The 18,727-nt window shown below is 47.1% G+C and carries 22 protein-coding genes and 3 pseudogenes; 19 read left to right on the top strand and 6 right to left on the bottom strand.

What is annotated here, in order from left to right; all coding sequences use genetic code 11:
• Positions 1-162 precede the first annotated feature (162 nt).
• The 3 genes from ACVKSX_RS02135 to ACVKSX_RS02125 all read right to left on the bottom strand — a co-directional run bounded on the left by ACVKSX_RS02135 (position 163) and on the right by ACVKSX_RS02125 (position 3,035).
• Positions 163-1,509 carry a coiled-coil domain-containing protein gene (locus tag ACVKSX_RS02135; protein ID WP_307379637.1) on the bottom strand — a complete coding sequence of 449 codons (1,347 nt, stop codon included), beginning with the start codon at positions 1,507-1,509 and terminating at the stop codon, positions 163-165.
• Between the two features lie 56 nt (positions 1,510-1,565).
• Positions 1,566-2,117: a hypothetical protein gene (locus ACVKSX_RS02130; RefSeq protein ID WP_132499940.1), complete on the bottom strand. Its 552-nt coding sequence runs from the start codon at positions 2,115-2,117 to the stop codon at positions 1,566-1,568.
• A 75-nt stretch (positions 2,118-2,192) separates the two neighbouring features.
• Positions 2,193-3,035 (bottom strand): phage repressor protein CI, encoded by an 843-nt coding sequence (locus ACVKSX_RS02125; protein ID WP_132499939.1) that lies wholly within the window; start codon positions 3,033-3,035, stop codon positions 2,193-2,195.
• Positions 3,036-3,149: 114 nt separating this feature from the next.
• On the opposite strand from ACVKSX_RS02125, the gene ACVKSX_RS02120 reads away from it, so the two are divergent.
• The 9 genes and pseudogenes from ACVKSX_RS02120 (at position 3,150) to ACVKSX_RS02080 (ending at position 8,136) form a co-directional block, all read left to right on the top strand.
• Positions 3,150-3,551: a hypothetical protein gene (locus ACVKSX_RS02120; protein WP_003854592.1), complete on the top strand. Its 402-nt coding sequence runs from the start codon at positions 3,150-3,152 to the stop codon at positions 3,549-3,551.
• Positions 3,552-3,582: 31 nt separating this feature from the next.
• Positions 3,583-4,092 (top strand): annotated as a pseudogene (locus ACVKSX_RS02115) (phage regulatory CII family protein).
• Between the two features lie 9 nt (positions 4,093-4,101).
• Complete coding sequence (locus ACVKSX_RS02110; RefSeq protein WP_132499938.1) at positions 4,102-4,290, top strand: phage filamentation protein Fil family protein; 189 nt, start codon at positions 4,102-4,104, stop codon at positions 4,288-4,290.
• Complete coding sequence (locus ACVKSX_RS02105; protein ID WP_132499937.1) at positions 4,254-4,595, top strand: DUF5347 family protein; 342 nt, start codon at positions 4,254-4,256, stop codon at positions 4,593-4,595. Before ACVKSX_RS02110 ends, ACVKSX_RS02105 begins: the two co-directional genes overlap by 37 nt.
• Positions 4,596-4,662: 67 nt before the next feature.
• On the top strand, positions 4,663-4,893 hold the full coding sequence (locus tag ACVKSX_RS02100; protein WP_132499936.1) for a DUF2732 family protein: 231 nt from the start codon (positions 4,663-4,665) through the stop codon (positions 4,891-4,893).
• Complete coding sequence (locus ACVKSX_RS02095; protein ID WP_132499935.1) at positions 4,893-5,117, top strand: TraR/DksA family transcriptional regulator; 225 nt, start codon at positions 4,893-4,895, stop codon at positions 5,115-5,117. The genes ACVKSX_RS02100 and ACVKSX_RS02095 overlap by 1 nt, the downstream gene beginning before the upstream one ends.
• Positions 5,117-5,383 (top strand): annotated as a pseudogene (locus ACVKSX_RS02090) (replication endonuclease); the annotation flags it as partial. The gene ACVKSX_RS02095 and the pseudogene ACVKSX_RS02090, both read left to right, overlap by 1 nt.
• Positions 5,384-5,581: 198 nt before the next feature.
• The gene (locus ACVKSX_RS02085) at positions 5,582-5,758 is read left to right on the top strand and encodes a hypothetical protein (RefSeq protein ID WP_164501704.1); all 177 of its coding nucleotides are present in this window, start codon (positions 5,582-5,584) and stop codon (positions 5,756-5,758) included.
• 317 nt (positions 5,759-6,075) lie between these two features.
• A complete protein-coding gene (locus ACVKSX_RS02080) occupies positions 6,076-8,136 on the top strand; it encodes a P-loop ATPase, Sll1717 family (protein ID WP_132499934.1) in 2,061 nt (686 codons plus the stop codon).
• A gap of 30 nt (positions 8,137-8,166) precedes the next feature.
• Here ACVKSX_RS02080 and ACVKSX_RS02075 read toward each other — a convergent pair whose 3' ends face one another.
• Positions 8,167-9,201, bottom strand: a complete 1,035-nt coding sequence (locus ACVKSX_RS02075; RefSeq protein ID WP_132499933.1) for a phage portal protein — start codon at positions 9,199-9,201, stop codon at positions 8,167-8,169.
• A 72-nt stretch (positions 9,202-9,273) separates the two neighbouring features.
• Between ACVKSX_RS02075 and lysC the strand changes: the two genes are divergently transcribed.
• The 3 genes from lysC to ACVKSX_RS02060 are packed head-to-tail and all read left to right on the top strand — an operon-like array spanning position 9,274 to position 10,413.
• Positions 9,274-9,552 carry an Rz1-like lysis system protein LysC gene (gene lysC, locus ACVKSX_RS02070; protein WP_132499932.1) on the top strand — a complete coding sequence of 93 codons (279 nt, stop codon included), beginning with the start codon at positions 9,274-9,276 and terminating at the stop codon, positions 9,550-9,552.
• Positions 9,503-9,970, top strand: coding sequence for a phage tail protein (locus tag ACVKSX_RS02065; protein ID WP_132499931.1), 468 nt, complete (start codon positions 9,503-9,505; stop codon positions 9,968-9,970). Before lysC ends, ACVKSX_RS02065 begins: the two co-directional genes overlap by 50 nt.
• On the top strand, positions 9,967-10,413 hold the full coding sequence (locus tag ACVKSX_RS02060) for a phage virion morphogenesis protein (RefSeq protein ID WP_132499930.1): 447 nt from the start codon (positions 9,967-9,969) through the stop codon (positions 10,411-10,413). The genes ACVKSX_RS02065 and ACVKSX_RS02060 overlap by 4 nt, the downstream gene beginning before the upstream one ends.
• Before the next feature lie 174 nt (positions 10,414-10,587).
• Here the strand turns inward: ACVKSX_RS02060 and ACVKSX_RS02055 are convergent, their stop codons facing one another.
• Positions 10,588-11,694 (bottom strand): GTP pyrophosphokinase, encoded by a 1,107-nt coding sequence (locus ACVKSX_RS02055; RefSeq protein ID WP_132499929.1) that lies wholly within the window; start codon positions 11,692-11,694, stop codon positions 10,588-10,590.
• Positions 11,695-11,801: 107 nt separating this feature from the next.
• On the opposite strand from ACVKSX_RS02055, the gene ACVKSX_RS02050 reads away from it, so the two are divergent.
• From ACVKSX_RS02050 to ACVKSX_RS02025, 6 genes are read left to right on the top strand one after another with little or no spacing between them, the layout of a single operon-like run.
• The gene (locus ACVKSX_RS02050) at positions 11,802-12,386 is read left to right on the top strand and encodes a phage baseplate assembly protein V (RefSeq protein ID WP_132499956.1); all 585 of its coding nucleotides are present in this window, start codon (positions 11,802-11,804) and stop codon (positions 12,384-12,386) included.
• Positions 12,383-12,733, top strand: a complete 351-nt coding sequence (locus ACVKSX_RS02045) for a GPW/gp25 family protein (protein WP_354438278.1) — start codon at positions 12,383-12,385, stop codon at positions 12,731-12,733. The genes ACVKSX_RS02050 and ACVKSX_RS02045 overlap by 4 nt, the downstream gene beginning before the upstream one ends.
• A 4-nt stretch (positions 12,734-12,737) precedes the next feature.
• On the top strand, positions 12,738-13,646 hold the full coding sequence (locus ACVKSX_RS02040; protein ID WP_354438277.1) for a baseplate assembly protein: 909 nt from the start codon (positions 12,738-12,740) through the stop codon (positions 13,644-13,646).
• Complete coding sequence (locus ACVKSX_RS02035; protein ID WP_354438276.1) at positions 13,639-14,247, top strand: phage tail protein I; 609 nt, start codon at positions 13,639-13,641, stop codon at positions 14,245-14,247. The genes ACVKSX_RS02040 and ACVKSX_RS02035 overlap by 8 nt, the downstream gene beginning before the upstream one ends.
• Positions 14,244-15,383: a phage tail protein gene (locus ACVKSX_RS02030; RefSeq protein WP_354438275.1), complete on the top strand. Its 1,140-nt coding sequence runs from the start codon at positions 14,244-14,246 to the stop codon at positions 15,381-15,383. Before ACVKSX_RS02035 ends, ACVKSX_RS02030 begins: the two co-directional genes overlap by 4 nt.
• Positions 15,380-15,970 (top strand): tail fiber assembly protein, encoded by a 591-nt coding sequence (locus tag ACVKSX_RS02025; RefSeq protein ID WP_307379615.1) that lies wholly within the window; start codon positions 15,380-15,382, stop codon positions 15,968-15,970. Before ACVKSX_RS02030 ends, ACVKSX_RS02025 begins: the two co-directional genes overlap by 4 nt.
• A gap of 38 nt (positions 15,971-16,008) precedes the next feature.
• On the opposite strand, the gene ACVKSX_RS02020 is transcribed toward ACVKSX_RS02025, so the two are convergent.
• Positions 16,009-16,860, bottom strand: coding sequence for a hypothetical protein (locus ACVKSX_RS02020; protein ID WP_132499923.1), 852 nt, complete (start codon positions 16,858-16,860; stop codon positions 16,009-16,011).
• A gap of 266 nt (positions 16,861-17,126) precedes the next feature.
• On the opposite strand from ACVKSX_RS02020, the pseudogene ACVKSX_RS02015 reads away from it, so the two are divergent.
• Positions 17,127-17,999: pseudogene (locus ACVKSX_RS02015) on the top strand (phage tail sheath subtilisin-like domain-containing protein); the annotation flags it as partial.
• Between the last annotated feature and the right edge of the window lie 728 nt (positions 18,000-18,727).

Below are 18,727 nucleotides of genomic sequence, written 5' to 3'. Positions count from 1 at the left end.
ATTGAAAATCATTAACTGATGGGCGGCATCTGACAAAAAAAGACCGAATACGATTATAACCTTTATCTATCAGTGACTTAATCGCCATTGTGGCGATAAGCTGGCTCATGAATGTTCCATGAGCCAATTGGTGATACTAGCGACATCATCACATGACGTTTCTTATTGTTTTTCTTTATTCAACGTTTTGTCTTTGTCTCGTTCAAAAGCCGAGCTAACATTTTTGAGCATTCCGCTCATAACTTCAGACTGGAGATTTTTTAAAAAGTCCGATTCTCTTTTAAGATGTTTTCTATCTAACGAGTCTAATGGTGACTTTATTAGCTCATTTTGGACTGCTCTTATGAATTCAGTAGTGTTCTGAACTCCAGTTTTTTCTATTTCAGCTTTAAAAGATAATAATGAAAGTGAAAGAACTTTTTTATAGCCGTAATCTTCAATTATGTTTTTTCTTTTAACATATTGTGTGGCACAAAACCATGCTCCAACTAAAAACAATGGAGACACAACCAAACGTGATATAATAAATGCTGTTTCATCAATACCCGGCAAAATATCTTTTGATGGGCCAGTATTTATTAACCCAGGAAATACAGTAATTACGCAAATTAGGATTGCGCCGGAAAGAAAAGCAAACCCCATCAACGGCCAAATCCAAAGAAATTGTTTCGAATGTTCATATTGCTCTTTAAAAAATTGTCCTAACGCAGCGGTGCTAGCTTTACCTAATACACTTTCAGCTTGAGTGAGTATAGTGTCAAGCTTCTGTTGCTTTTCAGATAATGTTTGGTCCAATGAAATAAACTTGTTACTTAAAACATTATAAGACGCATCTAACTTGACTATTTCAGCTTTGAAATTATCGCTAGCATTATTATAGGAGCTTATTTTTTTAGTAAAGTCCTCAACCTTCTCATAAGCAACATCTACAACTGAAATCTTTTCTTTATAAGCATCGTTGTTGATATTGAGCCTCGATATCAATTTCCTCTGTCTTTCCTCAAGCTCTTCAAGCTTATTTGTTAGAAGAGTTGCCTTATCGATATCACCTTTTAGCTTTTCATAGGTTGCTGAAACCTCGTAATAAATCTCTTTGATTCGAATGTTTATCGCTTCAATTTCCTTATCTTCTCCACGTTTTTCGATTTTATTATTAAGTATTTTAACAGCATATATTAACTCATTTTCCAGAGTTTCAAACGCTTGAGCCAATTCTTGAATTGCATAAATACTATTAGTTGTTTTTGTATTATTGAACCTCCGTAACGTTCTCATGAACGAATTCAGTGTGAAACTTAACCTATCGAGCGAGTTCTTTCCATCAACAAAAATTAAATCATGTTTCCTCTCCAAAAAAGACAATAAATCATAAATTTCACTTGCAAAGCCTTTGATGCTCTCAAATAAATTTTTAGATTCAATATCATCATAAGAAATAGAATTAAAATGATTGAAAACCTCATTAACTTCTTCACGAACATCCGATAACCTTATAATTCCTCTTTCCATCTCAACCTCTTATTATAATCATACTATATTGTTTTAGAATCATAAGCTTATAACTTTCAGTTTTTATGCCATTCTTGGAAATTTGTGGGAAATTTATGGTTGAATCCGTCGACATGGCAACTAAGCTTGTGGTAATCGTGGTTAGTTTTTATCTCAAAATGATAACGAGATCTATCGATATATCCTGTCACTGAGACATATAATGTTGCCACTGTCTTCACATGCAACAAATGATATGCATCTCGCAAGTAGGACACCTCGTATTCCTTCTCATTCAAAGCAGGACTCCAGTCATAATCAACTTCTATTTCTTTCAAAAAACCAAGTTTGCGAAGCAAGAAATTGGGATGAGGAATACTCTTAGTCACTGTCAATGACTTAATGATAGCTGCAGTCGAACTCGGGTTGTAGAATGCCAGTTTTATAACAAAATTATCATCAAATTGTTTACACTCAATAAAATTAAGATTAGTTGCACTCAACCTTAAATTATTAGAGTTCAATAAATAACTTTTACGCTGCAACTTACTATTTTTAAGGTGAATTACAATCATAAATAAAGATATTGATGTATTTATAATCAATAGCACATCTTTGACATCATCCATGGACACATTATCACCTTATTTTTATAAACTTAATTTCACCACGCTCACTAAAAACGTTATTTTGAAATCGCTAATTTATAAATTATTAGTCATAGTTAACACCACTTTTCCTGCAATTTTCACCTCATCAGCGCCACAAGTGAAGTTAGTTCCTTTACTCATCACACTAATCTTACGTCCTGGCAAAAGGGTAATATCATAGACGTCGTATTTATTATCGATACTGAGCAACCAACGACCATTACTGATTTCGAAGATAGTCGTGTCAACGATCCATGCCCCTGTGTTACTTGAAATAAAAACCGGCTCGTTAAGAACGTATGGGATAAAGCTTAAATCGACCGCCCAGCTTCCAGCATCATGTAGCCCGCCTGTAATTAGGTTCTTACGTGGGACCGACATGGCTGTGCTTTCTTTTGCGCTTTTGCCTTCATGCGAACCCTTCCCCGTAGCCAGCCACAACAGAGACACGCCGGTATCAATCGCACACGTCACAACTACATCGCCGGGAAAGTAGTTTCGCCGCACCCACGTACTGACCGTGCCGGATGAAATTCCCAACAGTTCACAAAGTTGTTTTTGCCGAGTGAAACCATAGGCGTCCATGATGCGACGCAAAACTGGTTTGCCTCCGTTTGAAGTGATTTCGGTGTATAGGGCTTCACCACTAAAGGAATTCGGCAAAGCATTTATATTTGCATTTGCAAGATTTCCCGTTGTCAGCCAATGGAGATCACTACCCGTATCTAATGCGCATTTCACGAAAGCGCTTCCAGGTACGCTGTCACGCTGCACCCAGTTACTTACATTCGCAGCAGGCACACCTAGGCATTCAGCCAAAGCCTTTTGAGTCGCAACGCCATATGCACACGACAGACGCTCAACGATTTCTAATGCCGTCCCTTTGCTAAAATCCATACACCACCAAATAAATAAACATTTGTTGTTTATTAAACGTCATTTGTTGATCTAGGATGTAGCACACCACATGAAACACCGTAGAACAAAACAATTCAAAGGGGATACTGCGTTATGCATACTGAAAATGCAAACAGCCAGAACGCATTTGACTTAGTCCAATCTCAAGATTTTATTGCCAATGTCGCAGCGATTTTGATGCCAGCCATCAGCGAAGCGGTAAACGACGCCGTAAACAAAGCCGTCACGCTCGCTACATCCCCAACAATGTCCAAACAGGACTTTGCTGCAGCCAACCGCATTAGCCTGTCAGTGCTGGAGAAATGGATTGCTAACGGGGTTGTGCTGCTCGCCCCTACCCCATCTTTCACCTATACGCAGAACCGCACTAATCGTAAGACCGGCGAAGTGGTAGAGACCACCATGACGAAACATGGCAATCCGCTTATCAATGTTGCTGCATGGCGTGAAAAGAACCGCCAGCAGGCAATCAAATGTCGCTACATTAAACCCTAACTTGATTTTGCAAGTTAAGAAGGATCTGAGCATGTTTGATTTCAAGGTTTCTAACCATACCCACTACGACGATGCCTGTCGCAAATTCGCGTTAGGTCACAATATGGAAGACATTGCGAAGCAGTGCGGCATTCGTGCACAAACACTGCGTAATAAGCTGAATCCAGACCAACCACATTAGCTTACCGTCTTAGCGGTTTTAGTCCTTACCGATGTCACTGAGGATGCAACGTTAGTTGATGGCCTGCTGGCGCAAATCCATTGCCTCCCCTGTGTGCCGGTAAACGAAGTCGCTGATGAAAAATTTCTCCTGTATGTCATGAAAGCTACTGCAGAAGTGGGCCAGTTAGCAGCAGGCGCAACCTCTACAGAACCTATGACAGCCAACTCTAAACGTGGGCTGCTGCAAAATGTTAATAGCGGTATTCGCTGCTTAACGCTGGCCGCAATGGCGGTACAGGCGCGTATTCAGGCTAACCCGGCCTTGTCCTCAACTGTCGATGCTATCAGCGGCATCGGTGCATCATTTGGTATGAGTTGAGGGGTAATCATGATCTCATTGGCAGCAAGGCTTAAACGCCAAAGCCCATCTATGTCTTACGGACACGGTTGGATCATGGGAGAAAACGGTAAGCGCTGGAACCCTGCAACCCCGTCGTCTTCAGAAGTAAAAGCACAGGTATTACCTAAGAGAGGCAAATCATGGCTATCGAAGGCTATTCCATGCTGGTCGAACTGACAGCCGGTCAACGCGTTTCCGCGCTGAATCATGTTGCTCTGCTTCGGGCTCAACTGATGGGCGGTAATTGCGAAAAAGATATAACCCGTTTTATTGCTGAAATGCGCGATGTGACTGACAGCAGTTATCAGGATAACAAACGAGCATTAAGCGCTATCTTTTTCCTGGCGAATATCGGCAAAGACCGGCACTCAGCCGATTTTAATGATCTCACTAATGAAGAAAGAAACGCACTGATTCGCGCAATGAACCATCTGAAAGCCGTTGTAAGTTTGTTTCCCAAACGAATGACTCTTTTAAGCTAAATAACCCAAAGCAATTAATTGGCGTAAACCCGCCGGGATTCGCTTTGCCTGAAAAAAGGAAAATCTCATGCTGAATAAATCATCTGGCACCAGTAAACCTGCTTCATATATTGAACTCGATATGATGCTTAATGATGCACGTAAGGAAGAGCGTCTTGCTCGTGCAGAACTTATGGCCTCACGCCTCAATGTATTGGCATGGAAAATCCGTAGTGATGGAATGACACACATCGAAGCAGCCGAGCTGCTTAATCAGGAAGCGGAAAAAATCCAGGCACAGATTGAGGAGGCGCACTAATGGTTGACTCAATGGACATCGTGCAGCAGCGCACCGACGAAATGCTGGCTCGCAACATCGCCAATATCGTCAATCGCGCGCCTGGTATAAGCGCCTCATTTTGTGAAGACTGTGATGCCCCAATTCCTGAAAAGCGCCGCCGCGCGTATCTGGGTGTAACTCGCTATGTTTCCTGCCAGGAAATTGAAGAACATCGCAATAAACACCGGCAGGGTAATGCCTGATGCATGAGGAATTTGCTTTTCCGTTGAATGCTCCACGGGAAGCCATCGCCAGCCCGTACCCCACCTATGAGGAAATGCAAAGCCGCAGTCAGACGATTGCGGTTTTAGTGCGTGCGCAGGAGCTACTTGAAAAGCAGCCGACGCTGATACAGCTCGACGTTAAACGCCGCGTGAGTGATCTGGAAAAGACACAGGGAACAGCCCGCGCCAATGCGTACTTAACCAAAACATTTGTTGAGCGCACATTGCCACGCGTTGAAACCGTTATCTGTTCCATAGACGGCGCAAAAATGCCACCACATTAAAACGCTTTAATGCCCTCGCAAGAAAAAGAGGCATACATCTGCCTGATTAATAAAACGGCAGTCGGACTAATCTGAGCCGCCTTATTCTTTACGATTTAAAGCCACCATGATACTGTTTATACATACAGTATATTTTGACTAGAAGGAGTTAATCATTTGATGAACATAGATAATCTAAGTGAAACGGTTGCACGCATTCAGTTCATTGCCGACGTATCATTGATCGCACACTGCAAAGAAGATGAATTAAAAATGGCACTGTCGATGATCAGCGATATGGCTGGCACAATCGATACATCTGTTTTCGAAGCCGCAATATACTGCCAGGCAGAATGATTAAGACCTCCTTCCCTACCCTTCACTAGCCACCTTTCAGGTGGCTTTTTGCTTCTGCATCAAAGTGCATATGCTTGCATGAATCCGCATGATCCAAATTGGATCGCTAAGCATGTGTGAGGCCAGTGCTGACGAGTTTAAGGGGGGACATGCACATGCATGAAAAGCGATGCATAAAGCGGGCAGGCGTGGCGGGGATAGCATTGCGCGCGGTATGTCACAAACACATTCTAAAGTAAGAGTCTTACAGCTTGACTTTACATGCCTAGCACCCTGTTGTACGTTAAGTCATCAAAAAAATTAGGATCGCTCATGAAATGAAAGGAAATTCTTTAGGTGATATAAGAGCAGAGTCGGATACCAACATGCTCGAAAAAGCTTTTTGGGAAACCGCTGATTATAAATCCATATTAGAATCGAGTGATCGCTGCATTGTTGTAGGAAGACGTGGAACAGGAAAAAGCGCCTTAGTTCATATGCTTTCAAAAAAGTGGAAAACAAAACCTAAAACAGTAGTGATTACTATTGCTCCCGAAGAAGAGCAAATAATTGGATTAAGAGACGTTTTTTCCATATTTGGAACTAATTACTCTCAAATTAAGGCCGGTATAAAGCTTTCTTGGCGTTACGCTCTTTACATGGAAGTAATTACTGAAATAGCCAATCATTATAAATTGAAAAACGACCTAGATGTATTATCAATACAATCTCATATTCAAAGCTGGGGTCCGCGCAGACAAGCGATTGCCACAAAAATTAGAAAAAAACTCAACACAGTTATAGATAAAGACAAAAGTCCCGCATCCTTGATTGCAGATCTATCTGACATTTTTGAATTTGATCTACTTGAAGAGGTTATTTTAGAGTCTCTTGATAAATCAGATTATCAAATGATTATTCTCGCTGATCGCTTAGATGAAGGTTATAGTCCTGATGATCTAGGTGTTGCAATAGTTGATGGCTTTGCGCAAACAGTTATTGACCTAAAAGCTAGAACCAAAGAAAGAATAATTTCATATGCATTTATAAGAGACAACATTTATCGTTCCATATCAAAAATGGATCCTGATTTTACCCGAAATATAGAGGGGCAAACATTAAGACTCCACTGGGATGAATACAATCTTTTTAATGTGGTTTGTAATCGACTTAGAGTTGCCTTTAATGTTCAAAAAGAAAATAACCTAAAAACATGGAATCAGTTTGCTGCAAGAGAGTTAAAAGGTATGGAGGGATTTAGAACCGCATTGAAGTTAACATTATATCGACCACGAGATATTCTAGTGCTCCTAAATGATGCTTTTTTGCGCGCGGGCTCAAATGATCGGGATACTATCATACTGGATGATATAGACTCTACTGCTAAGTCAATCTCAATAAACCGCCTAAACGACTTGCACAAAGAATATGATACAATTTTTCCAGCACTTGAAGAATTCACAAGGAAGTTCAATGGCCACGATCCTGAAATGTCATTGGGAAGTGCTTCTGCTGTCTTAAAAGAAGTTTTGGACAATGACGATTTGCCCAGAGATAAACTTCAAGATATTTTGCTTTTCGATGGTCCTAAACAAGTCATCCAAAGATTATACAGTGTCGGTTTCATAGGCTTATATAATGATCAAACTTCATCATTCGTTTTTTGTCATGATGGAAAGGACCCTGATCGAGATTTCAAGCATGAAAGTCGTATACTCATTCATCCTTGTTACTGGTTAGCACTCGGCCTTTCTCGAAGCGAAATTAAGCTAAGTGAAGCTGAAGACATTCATGATGAATATGATATTGAAGTTAGCTCAACATCAACCGAGCAGCGAAAACAAAAGATAGGAGCTCTGCTTAGCGAATTAAATGCAATCGATTCTGGTTTGGCAGGTGCTCACGACTTTGAATCATGGTGTCTCAAAACATTAAGGATACTTTTCGCCGGCGACCTGCATAATATCGAATTACATAGCAATAAGAACGGCATACAACAAAGAGATATTATAGCAACTAATTCTGGCGAACGTTCAGTATGGAAAAGAATCATTGAAGATTATCAATCAAGAATGGTTATCTTTGAAATAAAGAACTATGCTGAACTTCGCCAAACTGACTACCGCCAAGTTAACAGTTACCTTAGTAATGAGTATGGAAAAATTGCTTTTATCATTACCAGGGATCATAAAAATGAACTTGATAAGCATAAGGAACTGGCTTGGGCTCAAGAAATCTATCACACTCAAAAGAAATTAATAATAAAACTTTCCTACAAGTTTATTGAAAAGCATCTATCTAAAGCAAGGAGCCCGCAAAAACATGATGCCATCAATAATGAAATAAATAAGCTCCTTGACACATATATAAGACAGTACTTGCAAATAAAAAGCAGATAGAATTTTGCGGCTCAAAGCGAGCCGCAATTTTTAACCCACTAAAACATAATCATTAAAGGCAATCACCTCATCGCCAAGCCAACTATTAAGTTCTTTCATTCTTTCCTGCAGTGGAATTAATTCGTTGCGTACGAATACTTGCGACGCTTTCACTGCATCCCCAAACCCGCCGGAGTTATCCGGGATAATCCCCATCATCTGCGGCGGCACGCGGTGTGCGCTTAGCAGGTCGTCGCGGCTGGCTTTCTTTATGTTAAAGAAATCGTCTTTCGTCGCCACTTCACTGAGCGGCAGGATCTTAATGCCGTCCGGCTTACCGTTAGGCGCGTACATAAACAGGTTGCGGAAGTTGCCGATCCCTTTCGTGTCGCGCATCGCCTGGCGCATCCGGTCAACGTCGCTGCTGCTCTGCGCCGCGTCGGTCATATACAGGATGTAACCGGCGTGCGCGCCGTTCTGATAATACTTGCGGCGGAAAAGCGTTGCCGCCTCATTCAGCCAGGCGGAGTTAAGCGCGCTGAGGTATTCCGGCAGGCCATAAAGCTCCTGATTAATGTCCGGCTCCAGCAGGTGAAACACGCTGCCGGCCGAAAATTCGTGCGGCTCTTTCCAGTCATTCACAAACCAGTAAACGCCATCTTCAACGCCTCTGCGTGTGAATTTGGCCGGGGTGGTTTCAAGGCGCAGTGGCCTGCCAAGGCCGTTGCGGCGCAGCTCGGCAAAGGCGTTGCCGAAGACCAGATAATCCAGTGCAAACTTGCTGAACTCCTGCTGACTCATCATCGGATGAGGAATAAACGTTGAGGCCAGAATGTTGCGCTTCACGTAAATCGGCGAGCTGTGATGCACAGCCGAGCGCAGGCTCTTAGCCAGCCCGCTAAAGCTGACCGGCGGCTCAAACCAGCGCCCGTTACCGATGCACTCGGCGTAATCCAGAATGTCGCGCTTATCCATGACCGGCGTCGGGTCGCCAAAGGTAAACGCCTCGGCGTGCTGCTGCGGTGCGGTTGCCTGTATAGGCTGCGCGGTGGTGGTCTGAGCCTTGCGGCCTCTGCGTTTGCTCATCAGTAAAATTCCAGAATTGAGGGATTAGCGCCGCCGCTGGCTGCGGTAAGCGGTTCGTTTAGCAGTGCGTGCATGATTGCCCAGGCGACGTCAGCATGGCTGTCCGGCTGCACACCCGCCCGGCCTTCGCCAGCGCCAGAGATTATCTGGATTGGATGTCCGCGCGTGACAAGCTGCCCGCTGCCGGGAAACAGCCTTAAAACGGCGGGCGATCTGGCGGCGGATAATCGCCTGTTAGAGGCTGCGCTCGCTGCGTGCGGGCTGCAGGTCGAAATCATCAAAGACTGCCAGGAACAACACGATGCTGAAACCACAACTGCTGCGCCAGGCGCTGACCGACAGCGTGCCTGAGCTGCAGCGAAACCCTGACGCGCTGAACGTGTTTATCGACAGCGGGCGCATCGTCTCGACGCTTGCCAGCTCGCTGTCTTTTGAATACCAGTACCGGCTTAACATGGTCATTACCGATTACGTCGGTAACATCGACCTGCTGATCGTGCCGCTGCTGGCATGGCTTCGGACGAATGAACCCGACATTATGGCAAGCGAGGATAAGCGCCGGACGGGCTTTACATTTCAGGCGGACGTGATCAGCGACACCGCCAGCGATATCAGCATTGAGCTGCAGCTGAGCGAGCGCGTGATCGTGAAGCAGGCCGATGACGGGCTGCACGTGACCCACGTCGGTGAGAAACCGCTGCCGGAGAATGACGCGCGGCCGGTGCAGCTTTACGTTAAAGGCGAGCTGGTCAGCGAGTTGCAGACATGAACGGGCTGCAGCTGGTAAATGACCGTCTGGAGGCGTTTATCAGCAGCCTGTCAGCCCCGGCGCGTAAAGAAATGGCGCGCAGTATTGGCCGCAAGCTGCGCGCGAGTCAGCAGCAGAATATTAAGTGCCAGCAGGCACCTGACGGCACGCCGTTTAAGCCCCGCAAAGCGCAGCCGGTGCGCAGCAAAAAGGGCCGGATAAAGCGCGAGATGTTTGCAAAGCTGCGCACCGCTAAGTATATGAAGACACAGGCCAGCCCGAATGAGGCCGTAATTGAGTTTGCGGGCAACGTGCAGCGCATGGCCCGCGTGCATCATTACGGGCTGCGCGACCGCCCGGCGCGGCGCGGAAAAGAAGTGGCTTATGACGAGCGCCCGCTGCTGGGCTTCAGCGACGATGACCCACAGATAATTGAGGAGCTAATTATTTCCCGACTAAAATAATTTATAATTCTTAATAACAGGATTGAAAGCATAAAAGAATGCACTAAAAATAAGAAGCATTGCCTTAATATTAGGTGTGATCTTTCTAATTTTAGGCGTGATTAACTCTACTCTTGATAATATCCTTGAAGGCTCGCGATTTAGTAATTATCATGAGCCTTCTTTTCGATTTTTTTAATCGGAGTTATTGGCAGCACAATGTGCCGTCATTATTTGATCGGTTAACAAACTCATAATATTTTCATCTTTCTTGTTGATATTATCTGCAAGGAATTTTGTTACTTCCTCTTTGCTACCATTTTTAGCTGATAAGGCTTGAGAGAGATAAACTCCCATTAAATGGACTGGCCCATTAAATCTGTTTGATGTGAACTCTGCTATAATTCCACAAATCCTATTAATAATAAAATCTTTGTTTTTTTTCAATGCTTCATCAAGTTTGCTTACCGTGTCGATTTCAAAGTAAGACAGCTGTTTTAATGCAGCTCGAACATAATCAGATTTTTTGACGTAAAATTCATCATCAATTTCATAAAAGGTATGACCAGTTTGGAGTAAAATTTCATCACTGATGACTTTGACTATTTCACTACTGTAAAGATACTCTTCGTAACTGATGCTATCAAGATAGATTGATAACTCAGCATTATCATCTAGGACTTGTTTTGATACTTGATCTTTATATTCAATGAGTGATTTTTTTATATTAATAAACTGTTCATCAGCGATTTCGAGTAAGCCAGCAAGGCGAGAAAATTGCCTGCGGATATGATGAGGAACTTCAATTGAAGTTTTATAGCCGGTGTCATGTTCTATTTCAGCCCAGGTATGCTGCAAAATAGATCTAATTTGTATTTCGGCTTTAAAGTTTTTATAGTGGGTGTTTTCTGCGAGATTGCTTCTCACATCCGATAATGAAACGATATAATGTAGTGATAAATAACCGAATCTATCTGGTGCCAATGACTTTCTTTTGTCAATTGAGTTTTCGATATCCACGAAAAACTCGGATTCAATTATCTTTGCAATTAAATCAACTTCATCTGAGTAATGAGTTATTATTCTTACGCCCACTACATCAGTTATATCATCAATCTTAAGGTATGTTCCTTTTCTTTCTATTTTTTTCTCAATGCTCTCCTTGTCTTTGACTCTTGAGTTGATTGAATGCGCTTTAATCCCATTATTTAAAAGCAAGCTATTAATCAATGATTCCAGCATTACTGAATATGATGTATAGCGACTGTAATTATTTTCAAAGTCTTTGATAATTGATCTCATTATTTAATTTCCGTATCAAGATACTATGCATAACTTTACTGTTTGCTCAGAGATAGTCAAACCTAGATCAATGGCGGTGACTGAAGGGTCATTGCATGATGTTTGACATGAACGAACAAATCTCCGAAATCCTACGCCTGCTGCGCAACCTGATCCGCATCGGCACCGTGTCAGAGGTAAACCTCAGTGACGGAAAGTGCCGCGTGGACACGGGAAAAAAAACAACCGGCTGGCTGCACTGGCTGAGCGCCCGCGCGGGTAAAACCCGCTCCTGGAATGCGCCGTCAGTCGGTGAGCAGGTTCTTATTCTGTGCCTCGGCGGCGAACTTGATACTGGCTTTGTGCTGCCGGGCATTTTCTCGGATGACAACCCGGCTCCGTCTGCCTCGGCCGATGCACTGCACTGGTCATTTCCTGACGGCGCGGTGATCGAGTACGAGCCGGAAACCGGCGCGCTGAACGCAACCGGCATACAGACCGCAACCATCAAGGCCGCGGTAAAAATCCTGTTCGACTCGCCCGAAGTGGAATGCACAACACTGCTCAAAACTGCGCAGTTGGAGGTCACTAAGGGCGGCACGATGAAAGGTGATGTGACGCATACCGGCGGCAACCTTTCCTCAAACGGCAAGGTGCTGCATTCGCATATCCATCCAGGCGACAGCGGCGGAAAAACGGGAGCGCCGGTATGACAACCGCAAAATATATTGGCATGAACCGGGAAACCGGCGACGCGCTGACCGACCTCGATCATATCCGGCAGTCGATTAGCGACATTTTTCTGACCCCGATCGGCTCCAGGGTGATGCGCCGCCAGTATGGTTCGCTTTTATCCGCCCTGATTGACCAGCCGCAAAACGAGGCGCTGCGCCTGCAGATTATGTCGGCCTGCTATCTGGCGATCCTGAAGTGGGAGCCGCGCGTAAAGCTGACCGCCATCAGCTTTGAGTCGGATATTAGCGGCGCAATGGTGGTTGAGCTGTCCGGCAACCGCACCGACAACGCGCAGCCTTTTTCCTTAACCGTTCCTGTGAGCTGAGACTATGGCAACTATCGACCTGAGCCAGCTGCCCGCGCCTGACGTGGTGGAGTCGCTGGACTATGAAACTCTGCTGGCCGAGCGAAAGGCGACGCTGACTTCCCTCTACCCCACTAACCAGCAGGAGGCCGTCGCCCGCACGCTGACGCTTGAATCAGAACCCATCGTCAAGCTGCTGCAGGAAAACGCTTATCGCGAGCTGATCCTGCGCCAGCGTATCAACGAGGCGGCAAAGGCTGTTATGGTGGCGTATGCACTTGACGACGACCTTGACCAGCTCGGCGCTAACAATGGCGTAACCCGCCTGACCATTACCCCGGCCGACAATACAGCCATGCCGCCGACCGCCGCCGTGATGGAAAGTAACGACGATTTCCGGCTGCGCATTGCCTCGGCCTTTGAGGGGCTGAGCGTGGCCGGGCCGACCGGCGCATATGAGTACCACGCCAGAAGCGCAGACGGCCGCGTAGCCGATGCATCAGCCATCAGCCCGTCGCCTGCAGTGGTTACCGTGACAGTGCTCGCGCGTGAAGGCAATGGCGTGGCCGGTGATGATCTGCTGGCCGTGGTTACAGCTGCACTTAATGACGAGGACGTGCGCCCGGTTGCCGACCGGGTAAGCGTGCAGTCAGCGAAGATTGTTGAATATGAAATCGTGGCCGAGTTGTACCTCTATCCGGGGCCGGAGGCGGAGCCAGTCCGCGCCGCCTCTGAGGCAAAGCTCGCCGCCTTTGTCAGTGCGCAGAAGCATCTCGGCCGCGACATTCGCCTGTCTGCGCTGTATGCCGCCATGCACGTTGAGGGCGTGCAGCGCGTCAACCTTATCAAGCCTTCTGCTGACGTGGTGCTCGACAAAACACAGGCCGCTTACTGCACAGGTTACACGCTGACCGTGGGAGGCTCGGATGAGTGATCGTCTGCTGCCGACGGGCTCGTCAGCGCTTGAGGTTGCCGCCGCTGAGGCGCTGGCAAGCCCCGGCGCGATGATCGTTCCGCTGCGCCAGTTGTGGAATCCGTACACATGCCCGGTGGAGCTTTTGCCCTATCTGGCATGGGCGTGGTCAGTTGACCGCTGGGATTCAGCCTGGCCTGAATCGACAAAGCGCGCCGTTGTTGCCGCCTCGCAGTACGTGCACCGGCACAAGGGCACTATCGGGGCAATCCGGCGCGTCGTTGAGCCGCTGGGCTATCTCATCAAAATAATCGAGTGGTGGAAAACCGGTGAAGCGCCAGGCACGTTCCGGCTGGACGTGGGCGTACTTGATACCGGCATTACCGAGGAAATGTATAACGAGCTGGAGCGCCTGATAGCTGACGCCAAGCCCTGCAGCCGTCACCTTATCGGCCTGTCTATTAATCTCGATGCTAACGGCACTCTGCCGGTCGCCGTTGCCAGCTACAGCGGCGACGAGCTGACTGTTTACCCTTATACCCCTGAACTTATCAGCGTCGGCGGGCCGGTCTATTCCGGCGCGGCGGTGCATCTTATTGACCTGACGGAAGTGAGCGCATGACGACAAAATATTTTGCCCTGCTGACCAATCAGGGCGCGGCTAAGCTGGCGAACGCCGCTGCACTCGGCTCGAAAGTGAACATCGCCTCTATGGGTGTCGGTGATGGAGGCGGCTCGCTGCCTACACCCGACGCGGCACAGACAAAGCTCATCGGCGAGAAGCGTCGCGCGCAGCTTAATTCCCTGACCATTGACGCGGCAAACAGCAGCCAGATTATCGCCGAGCAGATTATCCCGGAAAGCGAGGGCGGTTTCTGGATCCGCGAAATCGGCCTGTATGATGCCGACGGCGTGCTGATTGCCGTTGCTAACTGCCCGGAAACCTATAAGCCGCAGCTGGCTGAAGGCAGCGGGCGGACGCAGACCGTGCGCATGATTTTAATCGTGAACAGCACAACGGCCGTCACGCTGAAAATTGATCCATCAGTCGTGCTGGCAACGCGCAAGTATGTTGATGACGCCGTGATCGAAGTGAAGGCATACGCTGACAGCGTAATGAAAAAGCATACTGATGCTGACAACCCGCACGGCCAATACCTGCAGATCGCAAATGCCCTGGCTGAAATCAAAGACGCCGGGCTGATTGCAGACCTTCTCAAAAACCTCGGTTTAGGCGAAGGCGCGCCCGTTATCGGTTCACCTTTCCCCTGGCCTCACGCAAAAATGCCTAATGAACTCTTTCCCTCAATGGCTGGCATGGTCTTTCTGAAAAGTAACGGGGCGAGTTTTAGCGGCACGCTATACCCGAAGCTGGCGCTGGCTTATCCGGGACTGAAGCTGAATGATTTGCGTGGCGAGTTTATTCGTGGCTGGGATGACGGGCGAGGCGTTGATAGCGGACGTGCAATTGGTAGCGCACAGGCGGCAACCGGATTTCGTACCGCTGCTGTGGATTACCCCGGTATAGATTCAACCAGCACGGGCGCAACAATCGGCACGGCGTTTAATCAGGCTGACACCATCAGCAAGCTACAGCCAGCCGATGCAAAAACGCCCAATAACAGCGTAATGGATCCTGTCCTGTCAGATAACATCATCCAGGGGACGCAGTTAAATGCAGCGCAGACTGATGGCGCAGTGTGGATCACTCTGCGCCCCCGAAACGTAGCACTGAATTACATTGTGAGGGCCGCATGATGGCTAAGGTAACGCTTGATAAAAATGGCCTGGCAAAATCGGCCGGCACACTGACTATTTATAACTTCGACGCGGTAAGCGGAGAGTTTACCGGGTCCAGTGATGAGTTTTTGGCGAAGGGAGTTGGACTGCCTGCATATGCCTGCCTTACCGCTCCGCCTGAATTGCTCGTGGGCATTGTGGCCGTGTATCAGGGCGGCAGCTGGCAGAGCGTGCCGGATCATCGCGGCGAAACGGTCTACCCGGTTTCCGGTGGCATGCCGGTAGTGATCACGACGCTGGGTGACTATCCCGCAGATACCACAACCCAAGTTCCGGCAACCGCGTTTGATAAGTGGGACGGTGAAAAATGGGTGACCGACATTGACGCGCAGCAGGCTGCAGTGGTGAGTGAGGCCGAAGCGGAAAAGGCATTACGGATTGCAGATGCTAATAGTGTGACGCAGGCATGGCAAACGCAACTCAGGCTTGAAATGATAAGCGATGCGGATAGGGTTTCGCTTACTGAATGGATGAAGTACGTGCAGGCCGTGCAGGCTGTTAAAACCAATACCCTAAATATCGAATGGCCTCAAAAGCCCGTTTAGGAAAAAGGGCGGTATGTCGCCCTTTTCTGAATTCTTTTTTAAAAGAAAGCCACTAATGACAAATACACGATAAACCCACCCAGAAGAGTAAATATATATAAAGCGTAAGCTCCAATTTTTTTTATTAAGAAGTAAGGGCGATTCTTTGTAAAAATATTTTCACTTATTATTTTATAGTCTGAATTAATTAAATTTATTGCGCTGTTTGCTTGCTGAAGATTGCTAGCGGTTAAAAACATGCTTGCCCGGAATTTATCAAAAAGTTCCTTGTTTCTCATTTCCATAACAACATTTGATGGCATTAGCCCCTTTATATATCTGAATGCATCATCGTTTTGCTCCAATAAATAATCAGTTAGGGAATGGTCCTCTAATAAATTTTTTATTCCAATCATAGGTATAGTGAATTTATTTATATCATCCAAGGTAACTATTCCATTAGATTTAAAATTTTCATTCGCAGATTTTATCGCGTCCGATGCTTTTTCCAGCAAAGGCGTTAACAACCCAACTTTGGCTCTTGACTCAGACAACCTAAAGGATATTAATCCCCACAAAAATAGTAAAAAAGGCACACTTGCGATAATTATTTCCTTTAGTTTTTTTTGTAGTGTTTCACTTTCTTTTGGGTTATCTGTTTTAATTTTATCTAAGTTTTGATTTAGAATTGCTAAATATATAGGATCAAGGGCTAAAGAAGTGGTAAATCCTAAGTAAGAGTTTTCATTGAAAAATAAATTCAAAGTGTCACTTTTTTCTATATTATATATATTATCGTGATTAATAGAGCATTTTAGGTTTGTGTTAATATTTTTATCTGTGTTGTTAACTATCCTCTCTAGAGGGCGCGTAATAACTTTACATGAAGAAGGGGGGGAGGTAGTGGTCACTATTTGATCAAGTCGATGAAAAGTAGTGCTCGGTGTACATCCTGTCAAAAATAAAGCGAATAGAACCCAGTTTTTCACTTATCCTCCAAATAAATTTGAGTCAAGGTTTTGAGATTGTTAACGAACCGTAACCAAATGGTAATTTACTAATCGGTTTTTTACTAGCTTTAACAAGTTGTTCTCTTAGCCTTCAGCAAACACCAATCACATGCATCCCCATGCCCCAGCGGGCAATCTGAGCACACCCTCAAAACGGAGTGCATCAGATGTCTGATTATCATCATGGTGTTCGCGTCGTCGAAGTTAACGACGGCACGCGCACCATTACAACCGTATCAACCGCAATCGTCGGCATGGTCTGCACCGCGCAGGATGCGGATGCGGCAACCTTCCCGCTCAATACGCCGGTACTTATCACCAACGTGCAGGCCGCTGTCGGCAAGGCCGGTAAAAAAGGCACGCTTGCGGCTGCGCTGCAGGCCATTGCTGACCAGTCAAAACCCGTTACCGTCGTCGTGCGCGTCGCTGAAGGAGCCGACGAAGCCGAAACCACGTCCAATATCATCGGCGGCACGGATGAAAACGGCCAATATACCGGCATGAAAGCGCTGCTCGCCGCGCAGACCCAGCTCGATGTGAAGCCGCGCATCCTCGGCGTGCCGGGACTGGATTCACTGCCAGTGGCAGCCGCACTTGCCAGCATTGCGGAGCAGCTGCGCGCCTTTGCCTACGTTTCAGCGTGGGAATGTAAAACCATTTCCGAAGCCCGCCTGTACCGCCAGAACTTCAGCCAGCGCGAAATCATGGTTATCTGGCCTGATTTCGTTGCATGGAACACCGCGACCAGTAAATGCGATACCGCCTATGCCACTGCCCGTGCGCTGGGCCTGCGCGCCAGAATCGACAACGATACGGGCTGGCATAAAACCCTGTCTAACGTCGGCGTCAACGGCGTGACAGGTATTTCTGCGTCGGTGTTCTGGGATCTGCAGCAGACCGGCACCGACGCCGACCTGTTAAACGAGGCCGACGTCACCACGCTAATCCGTAAAGACGGTTTCCGCTTCTGGGGCAACCGTACCTGCAGCGATGACCCGCTGTTTCAGTTTGAGAACTACACCCGCACCGCGCAGGTGCTGGGCACAGATATTTATGACCAGATGGACAGCAGCCTGCGCACACTTACCCAGGACACAACGAAATTTCTGCTCAATATAGATAAATGGGTACAGGCAAACCCGGTTCTGTCAGCGGGCCTTGCTAAAGCGGCAATGGCAGGACTTATTTTTGTTGGCGCACTGGGTGCTATCGGGCTGGTAGCCTGGCCGGTGATTGCGGGCGTCAATACCCTGATTGCCGGGGCGGGCTTCCTCGGTACGGCATTCAGCATCGCGGGCGGAGCTATCACGGCCGCGCTCGGCGCTATCACGCTTCCGGTTGTGGCCGTCGCAGCGGCAATCGTGGCCGGGGCGCTACTGGTGCGGAAATATTGGGAGCCTATCAGCGCGCTTATTGCGGGAATGGCCGAAGGCTTTACCGCAGCGATGGGGCCGATCAGTGATTCCTTCGGTTCTCTGAAGCCGGCTTTTGAGTGGGTAGGTGGCAAGGTCAAAGAGCTGTGGGACTGGTTCGGCAAACTGCTGGAGCCGGTGAAATCCACGCAGACCGAACTTGCCGCCGCCGGAGACATGGGTAAGAAGTTCGGCAACATGCTGGCCGAGGCGCTGAAAATTCCGGGGCACGCACTCGATCAGCTGATGGGCGGCATTGATTGGGTGCTGGAAAAGCTCGGCATCATCGACACGAAATCCGATGGCCTGAAAGACAAGGTGCCGTCGCCTGATCCGGTGGCGACCGGCGGCGCGGG

The organism is Pantoea sp. PvP021, from assembly GCF_054056055.1.
Note: the sequence above shows the minus strand (reverse complement) of the source record. Positions and strands in the feature narration are given on the sequence as shown.